General features: G+C 68.5%; 14 protein-coding genes. 5 read left to right on the top strand and 9 right to left on the bottom strand.

Features of this window, described 5'->3' with window-relative positions; translation table 11 throughout:
• Positions 1 to 7 precede the first annotated feature (7 nt).
• Together AC5YGJ_RS02970 and AC5YGJ_RS02965 are read left to right on the top strand one after the other, a co-directional pair.
• Positions 8 to 2161: a TadG family pilus assembly protein gene (locus tag AC5YGJ_RS02970; RefSeq protein WP_496185659.1), complete on the top strand. Its 2154-nt coding sequence runs from the start codon at positions 8 to 10 to the stop codon at positions 2159 to 2161.
• A gap of 100 nt (positions 2162 to 2261) precedes the next feature.
• Positions 2262 to 2978, top strand: a complete 717-nt coding sequence (locus AC5YGJ_RS02965; protein ID WP_409460134.1) for a DUF2968 domain-containing protein — start codon at positions 2262 to 2264, stop codon at positions 2976 to 2978.
• Between the two features lie 74 nt (positions 2979 to 3052).
• Here AC5YGJ_RS02965 and AC5YGJ_RS02960 read toward each other — a convergent pair whose 3' ends face one another.
• Positions 3053 to 3439 (bottom strand): hypothetical protein, encoded by a 387-nt coding sequence (locus AC5YGJ_RS02960; RefSeq protein ID WP_496185938.1) that lies wholly within the window; start codon positions 3437 to 3439, stop codon positions 3053 to 3055.
• 185 nt (positions 3440 to 3624) lie between these two features.
• Between AC5YGJ_RS02960 and AC5YGJ_RS02955 the strand changes: the two genes are divergently transcribed.
• Positions 3625 to 4449 (top strand): alpha/beta fold hydrolase, encoded by an 825-nt coding sequence (locus AC5YGJ_RS02955; RefSeq protein ID WP_279920608.1) that lies wholly within the window; start codon positions 3625 to 3627, stop codon positions 4447 to 4449.
• 180 nt (positions 4450 to 4629) lie between these two features.
• Here AC5YGJ_RS02955 and AC5YGJ_RS02950 read toward each other — a convergent pair whose 3' ends face one another.
• The 7 genes from AC5YGJ_RS02950 to AC5YGJ_RS02920 all read right to left on the bottom strand — a co-directional run bounded on the left by AC5YGJ_RS02950 (position 4630) and on the right by AC5YGJ_RS02920 (position 11409).
• Positions 4630 to 6279, bottom strand: a complete 1650-nt coding sequence (locus tag AC5YGJ_RS02950; RefSeq protein ID WP_496185658.1) for an MFS transporter — start codon at positions 6277 to 6279, stop codon at positions 4630 to 4632.
• A complete protein-coding gene (locus AC5YGJ_RS02945; RefSeq protein ID WP_496185657.1) occupies positions 6273 to 7556 on the bottom strand; it encodes an alginate export family protein in 1284 nt (427 codons plus the stop codon). Before AC5YGJ_RS02945 ends, AC5YGJ_RS02950 begins: the two co-directional genes overlap by 7 nt.
• Positions 7535 to 9382, bottom strand: coding sequence for an amidohydrolase (locus AC5YGJ_RS02940; protein ID WP_309340566.1), 1848 nt, complete (start codon positions 9380 to 9382; stop codon positions 7535 to 7537). Before AC5YGJ_RS02940 ends, AC5YGJ_RS02945 begins: the two co-directional genes overlap by 22 nt.
• A gap of 119 nt (positions 9383 to 9501) precedes the next feature.
• Positions 9502 to 9927: a DoxX family protein gene (locus AC5YGJ_RS02935; protein ID WP_496185656.1), complete on the bottom strand. Its 426-nt coding sequence runs from the start codon at positions 9925 to 9927 to the stop codon at positions 9502 to 9504.
• A gap of 2 nt (positions 9928 to 9929) precedes the next feature.
• On the bottom strand, positions 9930 to 10586 hold the full coding sequence (locus AC5YGJ_RS02930) for a hydrolase (protein WP_496185655.1): 657 nt from the start codon (positions 10584 to 10586) through the stop codon (positions 9930 to 9932).
• Positions 10583 to 10999: a helix-turn-helix transcriptional regulator gene (locus tag AC5YGJ_RS02925; RefSeq protein ID WP_496185654.1), complete on the bottom strand. Its 417-nt coding sequence runs from the start codon at positions 10997 to 10999 to the stop codon at positions 10583 to 10585. Before AC5YGJ_RS02925 ends, AC5YGJ_RS02930 begins: the two co-directional genes overlap by 4 nt.
• A 77-nt stretch (positions 11000 to 11076) precedes the next feature.
• Complete coding sequence (locus AC5YGJ_RS02920; RefSeq protein WP_496185653.1) at positions 11077 to 11409, bottom strand: hypothetical protein; 333 nt, start codon at positions 11407 to 11409, stop codon at positions 11077 to 11079.
• A 96-nt stretch (positions 11410 to 11505) separates the two neighbouring features.
• On the opposite strand from AC5YGJ_RS02920, the gene AC5YGJ_RS02915 reads away from it, so the two are divergent.
• Together AC5YGJ_RS02915 and AC5YGJ_RS02910 are read left to right on the top strand one after the other, a co-directional pair.
• Positions 11506 to 14535 carry a sensor histidine kinase gene (locus AC5YGJ_RS02915; RefSeq protein WP_496185652.1) on the top strand — a complete coding sequence of 1010 codons (3030 nt, stop codon included), beginning with the start codon at positions 11506 to 11508 and terminating at the stop codon, positions 14533 to 14535.
• The gene (locus AC5YGJ_RS02910) at positions 14528 to 15181 is read left to right on the top strand and encodes a response regulator (RefSeq protein WP_496185651.1); all 654 of its coding nucleotides are present in this window, start codon (positions 14528 to 14530) and stop codon (positions 15179 to 15181) included. Before AC5YGJ_RS02915 ends, AC5YGJ_RS02910 begins: the two co-directional genes overlap by 8 nt.
• A gap of 42 nt (positions 15182 to 15223) precedes the next feature.
• Here AC5YGJ_RS02910 and AC5YGJ_RS02905 read toward each other — a convergent pair whose 3' ends face one another.
• On the bottom strand, positions 15224 to 16417 hold the full coding sequence (locus tag AC5YGJ_RS02905; RefSeq protein WP_496185650.1) for an MFS transporter: 1194 nt from the start codon (positions 16415 to 16417) through the stop codon (positions 15224 to 15226).
• Positions 16418 to 16435: the final 18 nt, after the last annotated feature.

The raw sequence follows: 16435 nt of genomic DNA, 5'->3' as shown, positions 1-16435 counted from the left end.
GTAGGCCATGAGACGCCCACGCCAGTTCAGCTTCAACCGCCCACGCGGCGGCATGTCGATCACCATGATGCTGGTCATGCTGGCGATGCTGGCGATGCTCGGCCTGATCGAGATCGGCTACCTTTTCTGGGCCAAACGTGATGCACAGAAGGTGGCCGACCTGGCCGCGCTGGCCGGCGCGCAACGCCTGGAACTGTGCAGCGCGGACAACAGCGACAACAGCGCCGCACGGCAGAGCGCGGTAACCCAGAACGGCTTCGCCGGCACGCTGCAGATCCGCTGCGGCAACTGGAGCGCCAGCCGCGGCACCGGCAATCGTTTTGCCGCCACCGTGGACGCCAGCAACCCGCGCAATGCAGTGCAGGTTGTCGCCGAGCGCAGCGTGCTGCCGTTCTTCGGCCAGAACACGAGCCTGCCCACGGTCAGCGTGGAGGCGGTGGCCCGCCGCTCCGAACCCACCGCGGTGTTCGCGGTCGGCTCGCAGCTGCTGCGTACCAAGGGCGACTCGTTGCTGCTGTCCACCCTGCGCATGGTCGGCCTGGATGTGACCAACGCCACTGTGCTGTCCTACGACGGCCTGGCCCAGGCCAACGTCACCCCGTCGGGTCTGTTGAAGGCATTGAACATCCCGGTCACCGCCAACCTCAGCGTGGCCGACTTCAATCGACTGCTGTCGGTGAACAAGATCTCGCTGGCGCAGCTGGTCGACGCCACCGCCACCGTGGTCGGCCGCGATACCACGGTCGGCCTGCAGCTGCGGGCACTGTCGGATCTGGTCGCCACCCAGCTGGACATCAACAAGCTCAACATCGTGCTCGGCAGCCAATCCGGCGGCGGCGGTCTGTTCGCCGAGGTCGTCTCGCCCGACGGTACGGTCGGCAGCGCGCTGGAATCACAGATCAACGTTCTCAATCTGGTCACCACCGCCATCTCCATCGCCAACGCCGGCAACGCCGTCACCGTACAGGGCCTGAACCTGCTCGGCATCAACGTGCAGGCAGGCGTGGTCGAACCCCCGTCGATCGCGATGGGCGGCGTCGGCACCCGCGCCTACAACGCCCAGGTGCGGCTGATGGTGGATGTGGACAGCAACAACCTGTTCGCGCTCGGCCCGCTGCTGAATCTGCTGGGCACGCGGCTGCACCTGCCATTGCACGTGGACGTCGCCAACGCGATGGGCACGCTGACCGGCATCCAGTGCGGCGCCAGTCCGCCGAAGGCAACCATCCAGGTGGACTCTTCGGTGCTGCGCGCCTGCGTGGGCAATGTTGCGCCCGCACAGCGCTTCTCCAAGAGCAATGTCTGCGACGCCACGCTGCAGAACGAGCAGCTGCTGAAACTGCTCGGCCAGCCGTTGATCACCGACAAGATCACCCTGCCGGCGCTGACCAGCTCGCAGAGCCTGACCCTGGCCGCCGGAGAGACCGGCTCGACCCAGATCAATCCATTGGCCCTGGGCAACGCGGTCTCCGACCTGGTCAATGAACTGCTGCGCGTACTGTCGGGCATGCTCAGTTCACCCAAGCAGGGCATGAGTGCCAACGACACCGCCAAGGCGCTCGCGGATCGCTATCTGCAGGCCACCTTCCCCCCCAACACCCGCTACGACGTGGACAAGCTGATTCCCCTGCTGCGCGACGGAGACCCCAGCCGGCAACTGGCGCCGCTCAACAGCTGGAACGTGCCCGGTGGGCTGCCCTATGCGTGCGGACTGCTGAACCTGGCCACCTGTCACAAGGACGGCCCGGTCTGGGATGCATTCAAGGTGACGGTGACCGGCCAGGGGCTGGGCGTCCTCGACGGCCTGCTCGGTTCCCTGGTGGGTGGCCTGCTGATCAACCGCTGCGACAGCCTGCTCGGCAACCTGATCGACTACAACGGCTGCGTGCGCAACAACCTGGCCTCCTACATCCAGACCGCGCCGGCCGGCTTCCTCGACGGCACCGGCGGCAGCGGCGTCACCAATCCCGACGGCACCGTTAGCTGCAGCGGCCTGCTGTGCACGCTGCTCAAGCCGGTGCTGGCCGCACTCAAGCCGGTCCTCAACAGCATCGGCACGCTGCTGACCAACCTGCTGGCCAACGTGCTGGGGCTGGAGCTGGGCCGCACCGACGTCAACGTGCAATCGATCCAGTGCAGCGCCGCCCAACTGGTGTATTGAGCCGTGACGGGCGCCCTTGGCGGCGCCCGTACCCATGCTAGACTCCCGGCGGGGAACCACCTTCATCTCAACCCACACTTCACCCGTGGATGGTCTAGACATGCGAGAAACTTCAGGGGGCGCGGTCTTCGCCCGGCACGCGCGCAGCGCGGCAGTGCTGGCCGTGGCCATGATGCTGGTGGCACCGGCGGCCATGGCGGCCCGTGGCGACCGCGCCGCTGCGACGGAAGAACCGGCGGCCCGCACTGCCCCGGTCGTGCGCAACACCGTGGATGAGCTCAAGCAGTTGATGGATGCGCGCCAGCTGACCGAGCTGCGCACCACCTACAACGGCAACTACGGCGCCAGCCTGCTGTTCAACGCCAGCACACTGACCTACTACGTCGCGCTGTTCCAGGAAAAGAACTTCTGGCGCGTGATCAAGACCGACGCCGTGGACAATGCCGAGCGCGTCTACCGCACGTTCGCGCAGCAGTCCGAGCAGCTGGCGCAGGTCTATATCGACACCACCCGCCTTGAAGCAGGCAAGCGCTACACCGAGCGTCTGGTGGCCTACAACGAGGCACGCCTGCGCACCCTGCAGCAGGAAATGGAACAGCAGCAGGCGCAGTCGGCACAGGTCAGCGCCGCGCTGCAGCAGGCCCAGCAGCAGGCGGTCAGCCTCAGCACCGACGTGCAGAGCACCAACAGCCAGCTGGACGCCCTGCAGCGCCGCATCCAGATCCTGCAGGCCGAACAGGGCAACCCGGAGTTGAGCCTGCCCAAGCCGGAGAGCGTGCCCTCACCGGCACCGGCTGCGGCCAGCGACGGTCGCTGAGCGCCGGTCTTCACCCCCTCGCACAACGGCGCCCCAGGGCGCCGTTGTCGTTTCTGGCCTCCGATCGGTTCCGGTCAGCGGCAGGCGTCGTATACCGCATCATCCAGCTGGCGACGTTGCACCAGATCCAACCGGACGCGCCTGGCCAGCGCCGCCTGCCGTTGCCGGCGAGCGCGATCACAGCCGCCGGGATCGGCACTGATCGCGATCAGCGCCGCCTGTGCACGCCCTGGCGGCATCGCAGCCGGTTTCGGCCGGCTCTCCCTGCGCTCCGTCACCGCCGCAGCCGACGATGGCCCGGGTTCGGCAGCAACCTCCCAACGCCACTCGGCCCGGCCCTTGCAAGGCGTCTGCTGGTAGACCGGATGCGGTCCGTCCACGCACTTGTAGACGTTGGTCTGCGCCTGCACGTTCGCGACCAGCAACAGACCCGGCAGCAGCCATGCGCACGTTTTCAGCATCCGATCCACACCCGATGACCCGGCCGCCATCGTCGGTCCCGGGCCGCCCGTGCGCCAGAGCGAGAGGCGTCATGCCGGCAGCAATCCGGCACACCGGTGCAAGCCACCCGCGCGGTGCTGCGCTGTACTGCCCAGGGCCCGGCACTCCGCCCGGCGCCCTCCTCCCTTCCGCCAAGGAACCTGCAATGAGCAATTACGTCACCGTCGCCGATGGCGCCCGCATCTTCTACAAGGACTGGGGAACCGGCCAGCCGATCGTGTTCGCCCATGGCTGGCCGCTCTCCGCCGATGCCTGGGACCCGCAGATGCTGTTCATGGGCCAGAATGGTTACCGCGTGATCGCCCACGACCGCCGCAGCCACGGCCGCTCCAGCCAGACCTGGGACGGCAACAACATGGACACCTACGCCGACGACCTGGCCGCGGTGATCGAAGCGCTGGACCTGAAAGACGCCATCCTGGTCGGCCATTCCACCGGTGGCGGTGAAGTGGCGCACTACATCGGCCGCCATGGCAGCAAGCGCGTGGCCAAGGTGGTGCTTGTCGGCGCCGTACCGCCGCTGATGCTCAAGACTGCCGGCAATCCGGCGGGCACCCCGCTGGAAGTGTTCGACGGCATCCGCAAGGGCACCGGCGGCGATCGCTCGCAGTTCTTCAAGGACCTGACCACGCCGTTCTTTGGTGCCAACCGCGATGGCAACAGCGTCACCCAGGGCATGCGCGATGCGTTCTGGCTGCAGGGCATGCTGGGCGGCGTCAAGGGTCAGTACGACTGCGTGCACGAGTTTTCGGAAGTGGACTACACCGATGATCTGAAGAAGATCGACGTGCCGGCGCTGGTGGTACACGGCGACGATGACCAGATCGTGCCGTTCGATGCCTCGGCCAAGCTGTCCTCGCAGATCATCGCCAATGCCGAACTGAAGGTCTACGCCGGCGCCCCGCACGGCCTGACCGTGACCCACGCCGACCAGTTCAACGCCGACCTGCTGGCGTTCGCACGCAGTTGATGTACCGCGGCGGCGCCTCACCGCGCCGCCGCCCCATCGGTAGTGCCGGCTCTACCAGGGGCCGCTCAGATGTCGTTGTGGTGCCGCCGCCTCTTCGGTAGTGCCGGCCGCTGGCCGGCAACCCGATCAATCCATTGCACTCTGCACAGCCGGCCAGCGGCCGGCTCTACCCGGGGCCGCTCAGATGTCGTTGTGGTGGTGCGGGACCCCAGTCTTGGGCAACGGGTCGTGGCCGCCGACGAAATGGCGCACCACCGGTGCGCGTTCACCGCGATGCAGCCCGCGCAGCACTTCCTGGATCGCCTTGTCATCGGCGGTGATGCGTTCGTGCTGGCGCAGATGCTCCAGCCATGACGGGGTCACGAAATACTCCAGGTGAATGCCGGGGCTGGCTACATCCTCGACCACACCCCAGACCACCGCGCCATCACGGCGGCGAATGGTTCCCAGCGCACGCATCTGCGCCTGGAATGCAGCGCGATCACCCTCCTCGATGCGGTACTCGATGGTCACCAGCACCGGGCCACGATCATTCGACACCGGCACCGACAGCTCCGGCGCCGGCCAATGCCCGGCCGGGCGCAGGTTCAGATCCTCGGTACCGGCAATGCGTACGCGCCACACCAGCAGCCCGCCGACCACCGCTCCGGCCGCCGCCACCAGCAAGGCCAGTTCCGGTGAGGTGCGCTGCGCCAGCGCACCCCAGCTCAGGCCACCGGCGGCCATGCCTGCGGAGAACACCACGATGTACAGCGCCAACGCACGTGCGCGCACCCAGGCCGGCACCGCGGTCTGCGCCGCAATCTGCAATGACGACAAAACGGTGATCCAGGCAAACCCGTTGACCAGCATCACCAGCGGCAGCACATACCAGCTACGGGTCAGCGCCAGACCGACCAGGCTCAACGCCAGCGAAAGCGTGGCCAGCAGCACCAGCAGGTCACGGTCCAGCCGCGCGCGCAGCTTCGGCAGCAGCAGCGCACCTCCCACCGCGCCGATGCCGATGCAGCCCAGCAGCATGCCGTACTGCCCCGCCCCGCCGTGCATCTGCCCACGCACCACCACAGGCAGCAACGCGTTCATCGCCGCAGCGAAGAAGAAGAACCCGACCGACTTGATCAGCACCGCCTGCAGCCGCCCGGCGCGGCTGGCGTAACGCAGGCCCGCCTTGAGGCCGGCGCCAAAGCCTTCCGGCGGCAGGCTCGACTGTTTCGGATCGCGCTTCCAGCCCCACACCACGAACAGCATCGCGGCGAAGGTGATCGCGTTGAATCCGAACGCCCACACCGCACCGAGCTGGGCGACGATCACGCCACCGATGGCCGGGCCGATCGAGCGCGCGATGTTGATGCCGATCGAGTTCAATGCCACTGCCGAGGCCAGCATCGGCTGCGGCACCAGCTCGGATACGATCGCCGCCTGCGCCGGCATCGCCATCGCCGCGCCGCAGCCCATGCAGAAGGTCAGCAGCACCAGCAGTTGCGGGGTCAGCAGATCCATCGCGGTCAAACTGGCCATCACCGCCGCCACCAGCAGCATCCAGCCCTGGGTTGCCAGCAGGTACCTGCGGCGATCGACGATGTCGGCCAGCGTGCCGGCCGCCAGCGCCAGCAGCACGATCGGTGCCGTGGTGGCCGACTGCACCAGCGCCACCATCAACGGTGAACCGGTGCGTTCGGCCATCACCCAGGCGGCGGCGACGTCGTTGACCCAGGTGCCGATGTTGCTGGCCAGGATCGCCAGCCAGATCGAGCGGAACATCCGGATCTTCAAAGGGGACCAGGCACCTGCGGCCTGTGCGGGAGGTTGCGACGCGCTTGCGTTCACCATTGCCATGCTCCAACGATCGAGGCGAACAGCGTGTCCTGGCCGCCGGCCTGCGTCAGCGCGGGTCCGGCGTCGACCCAGGCCAGCTGCAGCTGCCATTGCCAGTGTTCGCTGGCCTGCCAGCGGGTTTCGGATTTGTATTGAGTGCCGATCCGGCGTGCACCTCCGGCAGTGCCGGGCAAGGCCACCAACGGTGCCGGCGTGGTGTACACCGCGTCTGCGCGACGATGCTTCCAGGCCATCTGTACGCCCAGCTCCGTCGTCACTGTGTCGTGCAGGCGCAGCGACAGGGTCGGCTGCACGTCCATCAGGTTGGCCGGAGACAGCAGGCTGGCCTCGCTGAAATAGGCCGACTTCGGGAACAGCGCGTTGAACGTGCCCAGCCGCCCATCGCGCAGGTTGCCATCGCCGCTGGCGATGTCGGCCTTCAGTCCCAGCCGTGGTTGCAACGGCAGGCGGCTCCAGCGCCAACCGGTATCGGTGGCCAGCGTCCACGCGCGGATGTCGAGGTCGCCGGTGGCGGTGCGCAGTTCACCGCCCTGCGCGACCAGCTCGCTGTTCCAGTCCAGTGCGCCGGCCTGGCCGAACCAGCGCGCGCCGACGGTCTGTCGACGCTCGATGCCGGCACCGGCGGCGAAGCGCGCACCTTCGCGACGGTAGTCCAGCAGGTACAGGTCCCATTGACCGTGCCAACGGCCGCGCGCCGTGGTGGCATATGCGCCCCACAGGTGCGCCCCCGGCTCACCGCGATCATCGAACGCACCCGGCCGGTTCTCCACCGGTCGCAGTGCCATCAGGTCCAGCGTGCCCAGCCATCCCTTCCAACCTGCGCGGGCGCCATCGAAGGCCAGCCGGATGTTCGGCCCATCGCGCACCGACAGCAGGCGCGAGCTGCCATAGCCCGCTTCCTGCCGACCCAGCTGCAGGTGGAAGCTGTCACGCTGCCAGCGCCAGTACACCTGCTGCACGTCCAGTGCACTGCGGTCGGTCCGGCCCGGACCGCCCGCCTTGCCATCTTCGCCATGCAGGCCCAGCTGCAGCTTCGCCTGCCAGGTGTCCTCCACATAGCTGGCCGAAGCCAGCGCGCGCAGCAGGCCATAGCCATCTTCCGCGCCGCCGATGCCGAACCGGGTCGGGTCGTAGTACAGGCCGCGCACGCGCAGTGACGCGTCCCATTGCAACTTGCCGTCGCCAGCTTCGATGCAATGGCCACCTTCGCAGGCCAGCGCCAATGTTGGCGCAACCAGCAGCGCCAGGCTCAGAACGCGAAGCACGAGCATCCCATCGCGCCCCAGAACGCGGTCAGATCGTCGGTCGGTGCGGCATGGTGCGCCGCATGCCCGTGCGCGCCGTGGGTACTGCACGCAACGCCGTGATGATGGTGGGGGGCCGCCGCCAGGCCGGTGGCCGCGCCGCCAACGTGGTAACCCCCGAAGCGGTTCACCGGCGACCAGTCCGGCATCGCCGGCGGCAGCTGCGGGGCCAGGCCCGCATAGTCGGCGTCGGCGTGCACGATGCGACCACCAACCACCGTCAGCACGCTGGTGATGTCGGCGATCTGCGCGTCGTCGACGCGGAAGAAGTCAGCCGACAGCACAATGAAGTCGGCCAGCTGGCCAGCCTTCAATGTGCCCTTCACCGCCTCATCGCCGGAGAACCAGGCACTGCCCTGGGTCCACAGGCGCAGCGCCTGTTCGCGCTCCAGCAGATTCTCATCGCCGTACAAGGCCAGGCCACCGACGGTGCGCCCGGTCACCAGCCACGACAGCGCCACCCACGGGTTGTAGCTGGCCACACGGGTGGCATCGGTGCCAGCGCCGACCGGCACGCCCTCGGCCAGCATGCGCTTGACCGGTGGCGTATGCCGCGCCGCCTGCACGCCATAGCGCTCGACGAAGGCTTCACCCTGGTAGGCCATGCGATGCTGCACGGCGATGCCACCGCCGAGCGCACGGATGCGCTCGATGTTGCGCGGTGTGATGGTCTCGGCGTGATCGATGAACCAGTGCAGCCCGTCGAACGGCACTTCACGGTTGACCTGCTCGTAGACGTCGAGGATGCGGCTGATGCTCTCATCGTAGGTGGCGTGGATACGGAACGGCCAGCGCTTCTCGACCAACAGCCTGACCACATCGTGCAGCTGCGGCTCCAGCTCCGACGGCAGCTCCGGCCGCGGCTCGTTGAACAGCTCGAAGTCGGCGGCCGAGAACACCAGCATCTCGCCCGCACCATTGTGGCGAAGCAGGTCATCGCCCTGGCGGGGTTGCAGGATCTCGCTCCAGCCACGGAAGTCATCCACTTCCTTGCCCTTGTTCTGGGTGAACAGGTTGTAGGCGATGCGCACGGTCAGCTGGTCATCGCGATGCAGCTGCTCGATGACCTGGTAGTCCTCGGGATAGTTCTGGAAGCCACCGCCGGCATCGATCACCGAGGTGATGCCCAGCCGGTTCAGTTCGCGCATGAAGTGGCGGGTGGAGTTGGCCTGGTACTCAATCGGCAAGCGTGGGCCCTTGGCCAGCGTTGCATACAGGATCAGTGCGTTGGGCTTGGCCAGCAGCAGGCCGGTGGGGTTGCCCAGCGAATCACGCACGATCTGCCCACCCGGCGGGTCGGGGGTGTCCTTGGTGTAGCCGCAGGCGCGCAGCGCGGCGCGGTTGAGCAGCGCGCGATCATAGAGATGCAGCAGGAACACCGGTGTATCCGGCGCGATGTCGTTGAGCTCCTGCAGGGTCGGCAGGCGCTTCTCGTTGAACTGCGCGGCGGTGAAACCTCCCACCACACGCACCCATTGCGGCGCCGGGGTGCGATCGACCTGGGCCTTCAGCATCGCCATCGCGTCGGCCAACGAACGCAGTCCATCCCAGCGCAGTTCCAGGTTGTAGTTCAGGCCACCGCGGATCAGATGCGTATGGCTGTCGTTGAGCCCCGGCAGCAGGCGCCGGCCCTGCGCGTCGATCAGGGTCGCTTCATTGCCCCAGTCGCGCATGATGTCCGCGTCGCTGCCGACTGCGACGATACGCCCTTCCTGCACGGCCAACGCCTGTGCATGCGGCTGCTGCGGATCGAGCGTGGTGATGCGGGCATTGCGGATGACCAGCGTGCTCATGCGACGCTCCTTGGAAGTGGAATCGAGTGCGGCGCCGGCGCGGCCGGCCAGGCCCAGCGCCACGGCAGCGCCGCTGGCCAGCACCACGTTGCGGCGGCCGTGGTCGAATGGATCGTGACTCATGCTAAATCTCCCGCAAGGCGTTGGCCGTCCAGCGCCCAGGCGCCGGGGCCGGTCAGCGCCAGGGCCAGCAGGACCGCCGTCCACATCAACGGGTACTCCGTGCCGCCGCGCATCCAGAACCAGCCCTTGGGCAGGGCCAGCAGTACGGTGAAGCCGATGAAGGCGGCGGCAGCCAGGGCGGCAATGCGGGTCTGCCAGCCCAGCAGCACCGCCAGGCCGGACAACACCTGTGTCAACGCCAGCAGCAACGGCAATGGTGCGGCCGCCGGCAACCCGAAGCCGCGCAGCTCGGCCGCGAAGCCGGCCAGGCCCGGGCCGCCCCACCAGCCCAACAGCTTGCCCAGGGCATGCGGCAGCAGGAAGCCTCCCGCCACCACGCGCAGCATCAGCAGGGCCAGGTCGAGGCCATGGCCGGCCATCATGCTCAGTGCCCGCCTTCCTGCGCGCCGAACATGCGCTTGGCGTACTGGATGCCGATGCCATAGCCGCCGGCGTGGTCACCGGCGATGCCGGTGGTCAGTGCGTAGGTTTCACCCCGCGCCCAGTCACGCTGCAGCTCCAGTAGGTACTGCACACTGGTCATCGGCACCGCACCGGCCTGCACCATGCGGGTGATCGCGCGCTCGTGCGCTTCCTCGCTGACGTCGCCGCAGGCATCGGTGATCACGTAGACCTCGAAGCCCTGCGCCAGTGCCGACAGGGCCGGGCCCACGATGCAGACACTGGTCCACAGCCCGGCCATCACCAGCCGACGCTTGCCGATGCGGTTGATCTCATCGATCACCGGCTGGTCTTCCCAGGTGTTCATCGAGGTGCGGTCGAACACCGGCTGCTTCGGGAAGATCGCCGGCAGCTCGGGGAACATCGGGCCGGAGAACGAGGCTTCGGCCACGGTGGTCAACACCACCGGAACATTGAAACCCTTGGCGCCCTTTCCGATCAGCGAGACGTTGTTGCGCAGCGCGGAAATGTCGATGGTGTGGGTGGCAAAGGCCATCTGCGACTGGAAGTCGATCAGCACCAGAGCATGGTCGCTCGGCGACAGCAGGGACGGGGCGGGCGTGGCGGTGGCAGGGTTCATGGGTGGACTCCGTGGGAAACGTGGTCGGTAGGAAGACGCAATCCGGCATCGCCGGCCAGGTACTGCCCGGGGCTGCAGCCGGTCTCGGCGCGGAAACTGCGTACGAAATGGCTCTGGTCGAAGAAGCCCAGCTGCTGCGCCAGGCTGCACATCGGCAGCTGTGCGGAGGGAAGCAGCTGACGGGCGCGCTCGATGCGCCGCCGCCGCACATAGCGCAACGGACTGGCGCCGGTCCCGATGCGGAACAGCCGAACCAGATGGAAACGGCTGACGCAGGCCGCTTCGGCCAGTTCGGTCACCCGCAGGGGCTGCGACAGATGCTCATCGACATAACGCAGCGCACGCTGCAATGCCGCCATCTGGTGCGGAGACAAGGCAACGGCGGGCGAAACCGGTGGAGAAGCGATAGCCATCGGGGATGCCGCGAGGGGGTGGCCCATGGTGCGTGGCGTCGGCTTGACGCCCTACCCCCGACGGTCGGGTCCGGCACTTACCCGAATGGGGGAGGCCGACGGCCGAGCACGCGGCGCCCGAACCATCGCGCGTCCAGCGAATAGGCACCGGGCCCGAGCGGCAGCAGGGCCAGCGGCGTCAGCGCCACCGGCCATGGCACCGCCTGCGCCTGCAGGCCAAGGACAGCCAGCGCAGCCGCCAACGGGGTCAACACGCCCAGCACCAGCATCGCCGCCGCCAGCAGCCATAGCAGCGCCAGCCATCCGCCCTGCGTTCCAGGCAGGCACAGGGTGGCGGCCACGCACAACCGCAACCACAGCAGGCCGACGCCCGGGCCACGGTCGGGAAACATCACGAACAGGCGCTGCATCGCCGCGCTCCATGGGGCATGCCGGCGTGATAGCCCATGCAGACGCGCCACGCTTACCCCGTTAGGGTCACCCCGGCCTGCCCCGCACCTGCCAGAATGCGCCTCATGCGTGGCCGCCCCTTCCCGTTCCTGCGTCGCCTGCCGGCGCTGCTGACGTGCCTGCTGCTGTTGACTGCCCTGCCCGCGCTCGCCGTGCAGCATCCGCTGTCGGGCAGCGGGCTGCCCGGCTACGAGCACACTGCGTGGCGGGTCGGCCAGGGCGCGCCCGGTGATATCTGGGACATCGCCCAGGACCACGATGGGCTGCTGTGGTTGGCCACCGGTTCTGGCCTGTACCGCTTTGACGGGCGCCGCTTCGAGCGGCAGTCGCCCCCCGTGGGCAACCGCTTCCCGTCCACCAACATGGTCACCCTGGCCGTCGGCCGCGATGACACGATGTGGATCGGCTACTTCCAGGCCGGCATCAGCCAGCTCGCCGGCGGCCAGCTGCACAACTACGGCCGGCCACAGGGCGTGCCGGTCGGGGTGGTGCCGCATTTCAGCCAGGATCGCGATGGCCGGCTGTGGGCCGCGATCAACGGCGGACTGCGCTGGTTCGACGGCCAACACTGGCAGCCTCTGCCGAGCAGTGCCGGCCTGCCGGAACGCCGCGTGCAATGGGTGCTGCACGACAGTCGCGGCACTTTCTGGGTCCTGGCCAACCTCAGGATCTGGATGCGCCGGCCACAGCAGTCAGCCTTCGTCGACACCGGCATCGCGGTCTCGCAGATGGCGACGCTGGAGGAAAGCCCGAGCGGTGAGGTGTGGCTGGCCGACCGCATCCGCGGCACCTCGCCGCTGGCCAACGCGCAGGGCGTGCTGCCCGAGCGCGAGCGCGAGGCGCGACGCCTGCCGGAGCTGGTCGCGGCCCGCCTCCAGTTCACCGCCGACGGAGCCCTGTGGGCCACGATGAGCCCGCACGGCGGTGTGGCCCGGGTCACCTTCGAAGGCACCCAGGCCGTACGCATGGAACGTTTCGATTCGCCGCACGGGCTCACTGCCACCTCGGCCGTACCGATCATCGCCGACCGCGAGGGCAACCTCTGGGTCGGCACCAATCTGGGCCTCAACCGCTTCCGCGCGCGCAGCGTGCACACCCTCACGGTCGGCCCCAGCGATCCCTACCGCTCGCTGGTGCGCGCCAGTGACGGCCGGGTGTATGGCTACGGCGAAGACCTCAAACCTTACGACCTGCGCCGCAGTCTTCTGCAAGGCAGTGCCGCGCAGCTGCAGGCCGCTGCGCGGCAGGCGCCCACACCGATCTGGCAGTTCGACTGGATCAATCTCGCCCGCACCCAGGGCGGCCGTACCACACTGATTCCGCTGCCCGCACCGTTCACCGGCCAGCCCCTGCATGCGCTGCTGTTTCCTGATGATGCGCAGGCCTGGGTATGCACCGGCGAGCGCGGCGTGCTGCACTACCAGGCCGGCCAGTGGCAACGCGAGCGGCGCCTGCCCGAGCAGGCCTGCTCCTCGCTGGGCCTGGATGCCCACGGGCAACTGCTGCTGGGCTATGCCGATGGTGGCCTGCGTCGGATGGGCCCGACGGCCATCGACACCTTCGGCAGCGCACAGGGTCTTTCGGTAGGGCCGGTGACCGCCGTGCTGCAGCACCAGGACCTGCTGCTGGTGGCCGGGGAAGCCGGACTGGCCGCGCGCGTCGGCGAGGGTCGATTCGTTGCCGTGCGCACCGACATGGCCGGCGTGCTCGAAGGGATCACCGGCATGGTCGCCGATGCGCGCGGGCATCTGTGGCTCAACGGCAGCCGCGGCCTGGTGCGGCTGGAGAGCGCGCAGCTGCGCCGCGCACTGCGTGCCGGGCTGCCGGTGACGCCGCGCCTGTTCGATGCCGTGGACGGCATGCCCGGCATCGCGCTGCAGAGTGGGCCGATCTCCACCGCTACGTTGTCGGCGGACGGCCTGCTGTGGCTGGCCACCAACCAGGGGCTGGCGTGGCTGGACACCACCCGTTCGCACGTCAACACGATGGCCCCCAGCGTGCGCATTGGTGACGTGCTGTACGGCAGCGAGCAGCAGCCCTTGCGGGACGGTCTGCGCCTGCCGGCCGGCACCAGCCAGCTGCAGATTGATTATGTGGCCCTGTCCCTGGCCCGCCCGGAGCGCAACCGCTACCGCTATCGCCTGTCCGGCGTCGATGACGGCTGGCAGGACGCCGGCAGCAGCGCGCGCGCGTACTACACCAACCTGGCGCCGGGCAGTTACCGCTTTGAAGTGGAAGCGGCCAATGAAGACGGCATCTGGAGTGCGGCGCCGGCCAGCCGCAGCTTCCGTATCGCGCCCACCTTCATGCAGACCGTGTGGTTCAAGCTGTTGTGCGCGGCCATCGTGCTGACGCTGCTGATGATGGCCGTACGCATCCGCAGTGGCCAGTTGGCGGCACTGTTCCGCGCACGATTGCAGGAGCGCCACGGCGAACGCGAGCGCATCGCCCGCGACCTGCACGACACCCTGCTGCAGGGCAGCCAGGGCCTGATCCTGCGCCTGCACGCGATCAGCCAGTCAGCACAGACACCCGAGCCGGTGCGCAGCCAGCTGGAGTCGGCGATGCAGCTGGCCGAACGCAATCTGGCCGAGGGCCGCGAGCGGGTCAATGCACTGCGCGACGGCCCCTTCGCCGGCCGCGACCTGGCCTCGGCACTGGCCGACGTGCATGCCGAGTACGCCGGGCACGGTACCAATCCGCTGCGCCTGACCGTGGAAGGTACGCTGCCGTCGCTGCAGAGCGATGCCGCCGAGGAAGTGTTCCTGATCGGCCGCGAGGCCATCCGCAATGCTTTGCGTCATGCCCATGCCAGCGCGATCGAAGTGGAGCTGTCCTACGGCACGCGCTGCTTCCTGCTGCATGTGCGCGATGATGGCGTCGGTATTGCCGATGAGAACGCCGCGCATGGCCACTGGGGCCTGCAGGGTATGCGTGAACGCGCGCAGCGGCTCGGCGCCGAGCTGCGGTTGTGGAGCCGTCCCGGGCTGGGCACTGAAGTGGCGCTGGCGGTTCCGGCGCGACGCTTGTATCACCGCCGCGCGCCACGTTGGCGCTGGCCCTGGAGCAGACCTGAACATGACTGAGACCCCTTCCCCGATCGGCGTACTGGTGGTGGATGACCATCCGTTGCTGCGTGACGGCCTGGCGGCCTTGTTGGGCGCGCACGCCGACCTGCGCCTGCTCGGCGAAGCCGCCGATGGCGAAGAGGCCATCGCGCGTTACCAGCAGCTGCAGCCGGACGTGGTGTTGATGGACCTGCAGATGCCGCGCCTGGATGGCGTGGAAGCCATCGTGCGGATCCGTGCGATGGATCCACGCGCGCGCATCATCGTGCTGACCACCTACCGCGGTGACGTGCGCGCGGTGCGCGCCCTGCAGGCCGGCGCCAGCGCCTATCTGCTGAAGGACATGCTGCGCCACGAGCTGGTCGATACGATCCGCATGGTGGCGGGCGGTCGCCGCGCGCCGATTCCGCCGGCCGTGGCGGCCAGCATCGCCGCGCATGTGGTCGAAGACCGGTTATCCCCGCGCGAGACCGAAGTGCTGCGGCACGTGGCCGGCGGGTTGTCGAACAAGCGCATCGGCGAGCGCATGCAGATTTCCGAGCAGACCGTAAAGGCGCACATGAAGAGCCTGATGGACAAGCTCGGCGTCGGTGACCGCACGCATGCAGTCACCAAGGCACTGCGGCGCGGCATCATCAGCCTGGACGACAGCGGTCACGATTAGGGGGGGGGGGTCGGCAGGACTGCAAGGCCTACCAAACACCCGCTACTTCAAACGCAGCAGCAGACTGCTGCCTGCACACACCACCGCCAGCCAGGCCACGCCGTGCCATCCCCACTGCGCCAGCGCCAGGCTACCCAGCGCGCCACCGGCCGCCATACCGATGAACATGCCCGTGAACAGCAGCGCATTGAGGCGACTGCGTGCCGACGGCACCAGGCCATAGACCAGCGTCTGGTGCGCCACCAGCGCCGACTGGAACCCGAAGTCAAACAGCAGCGCGCTCACCACCAGCAGCGGCAGCAGCGCCGCGGCCGGCAGCCAGGTCTCGGCCAGCAGCAGGCCGAAACCCAGCAGCGCCACCGCGATCGCCAGCCGCGCCACCGCGGGACACCCCAATCGATCGGCGAAGCGGCCGGCGAACGGTGCGGCCAGCGCACCAGCCGCACCGGCAATGCCGAATGCACCTGCCGCCGCGCTGCCCAGCCCCAGGCGGGCGTGCAACATCAGCGCCAGGGTCGACCAGAACGCGCTGAAGCCCACGGCCAGCAACGACTGGCTGGCCACCGCGCGGCGCAGCTGCGGCTGCTCGCGCCACAACGCCAGCAACGAGCCCAGCAGCGCTGGGTAGCGCAACGTAGTGGTCGGTGCGAAACGCGGCAGTGCGCGCGCCATCACCGAACCCATCGCCGCCACCGACAACGCAGCCAGCACGAACTGGGTACGCCAGCCCCACGCCTCGGCCACCACGCCACTGACCACCCGTGACAGCAGGATGCCAAGCAACAGGCCGGTCATCACCCGGCCGACGATCTGCCCGCGCTGCGCATCCGGCGCCAGCACCGCAGCGGCTGGCACGATGTCCTGCGCCAGCGTGGCCATCAGGCCCACCAGCAGGCTGGCCATCAGCAGGCCCGGTAGGTGCCCGGCCATCGCTGCCGCGCCCAATGCCAGTGCCAGCAGCGCGGACTTCAACAGAATCAGGGTGCGGCGGTCGAAACGGTCACCCAACGGTGCCAGCAGCAGGATGCCCAGCGCATACCCCAGCTGGGTCAGGGTCGGCACCAGGCCGGCCGCGCGCTCCCCCGCGCCGAGATCCTGGGCGATCAGGCCCAGCATCGGTTGGCTGTAGTAGAGCGAGGCCACCGAGAAGCCGGCGCCGGCCGCCATCGCCAACACCAAGGGGGTGGACGGTGCGGCCGCGGGCACGGCGGCAACGGACAGCGAGGGGGTAGACATGGGGGCAGTTCCGTGGGA

The organism is Stenotrophomonas sp. CS3K5, assembly GCF_059515225.1.
Note: the sequence above shows the minus strand (reverse complement) of the source record. Positions and strands in the feature narration are given on the sequence as shown.

Excerpts from the sequence above, each read along its gene's own strand:
- AC5YGJ_RS02970 (WP_496185659.1), top strand. The coding sequence starts at position 8 with ATGAGACGCCCACGCCAGTTCAGCTTCAACCGCCCACGCGGCGGCATG.
- AC5YGJ_RS02965 (WP_409460134.1), top strand. The coding sequence starts at position 2,262 with ATGCGAGAAACTTCAGGGGGCGCGGTCTTCGCCCGGCACGCGCGCAGC.
- AC5YGJ_RS02960 (WP_496185938.1), bottom strand. The coding sequence starts at position 3,439 with ATGCTGAAAACGTGCGCATGGCTGCTGCCGGGTCTGTTGCTGGTCGCG.
- AC5YGJ_RS02955 (WP_279920608.1), top strand. The coding sequence starts at position 3,625 with ATGAGCAATTACGTCACCGTCGCCGATGGCGCCCGCATCTTCTACAAG.
- AC5YGJ_RS02950 (WP_496185658.1), bottom strand. The coding sequence starts at position 6,279 with ATGGTGAACGCAAGCGCGTCGCAACCTCCCGCACAGGCCGCAGGTGCC.
- AC5YGJ_RS02945 (WP_496185657.1), bottom strand. The coding sequence starts at position 7,556 with ATGCTCGTGCTTCGCGTTCTGAGCCTGGCGCTGCTGGTTGCGCCAACA.
- AC5YGJ_RS02940 (WP_309340566.1), bottom strand. The coding sequence starts at position 9,382 with ATGAGCACGCTGGTCATCCGCAATGCCCGCATCACCACGCTCGATCCG.
- AC5YGJ_RS02935 (WP_496185656.1), bottom strand. The coding sequence starts at position 9,927 with ATGATGGCCGGCCATGGCCTCGACCTGGCCCTGCTGATGCTGCGCGTG.
- AC5YGJ_RS02930 (WP_496185655.1), bottom strand. The coding sequence starts at position 10,586 with ATGAACCCTGCCACCGCCACGCCCGCCCCGTCCCTGCTGTCGCCGAGC.
- AC5YGJ_RS02925 (WP_496185654.1), bottom strand. The coding sequence starts at position 10,999 with ATGGCTATCGCTTCTCCACCGGTTTCGCCCGCCGTTGCCTTGTCTCCG.
- AC5YGJ_RS02920 (WP_496185653.1), bottom strand. The coding sequence starts at position 11,409 with ATGCAGCGCCTGTTCGTGATGTTTCCCGACCGTGGCCCGGGCGTCGGC.
- AC5YGJ_RS02915 (WP_496185652.1), top strand. The coding sequence starts at position 11,506 with ATGCGCCTCATGCGTGGCCGCCCCTTCCCGTTCCTGCGTCGCCTGCCG.
- AC5YGJ_RS02910 (WP_496185651.1), top strand. The coding sequence starts at position 14,528 with ATGACTGAGACCCCTTCCCCGATCGGCGTACTGGTGGTGGATGACCAT.
- AC5YGJ_RS02905 (WP_496185650.1), bottom strand. The coding sequence starts at position 16,417 with ATGTCTACCCCCTCGCTGTCCGTTGCCGCCGTGCCCGCGGCCGCACCG.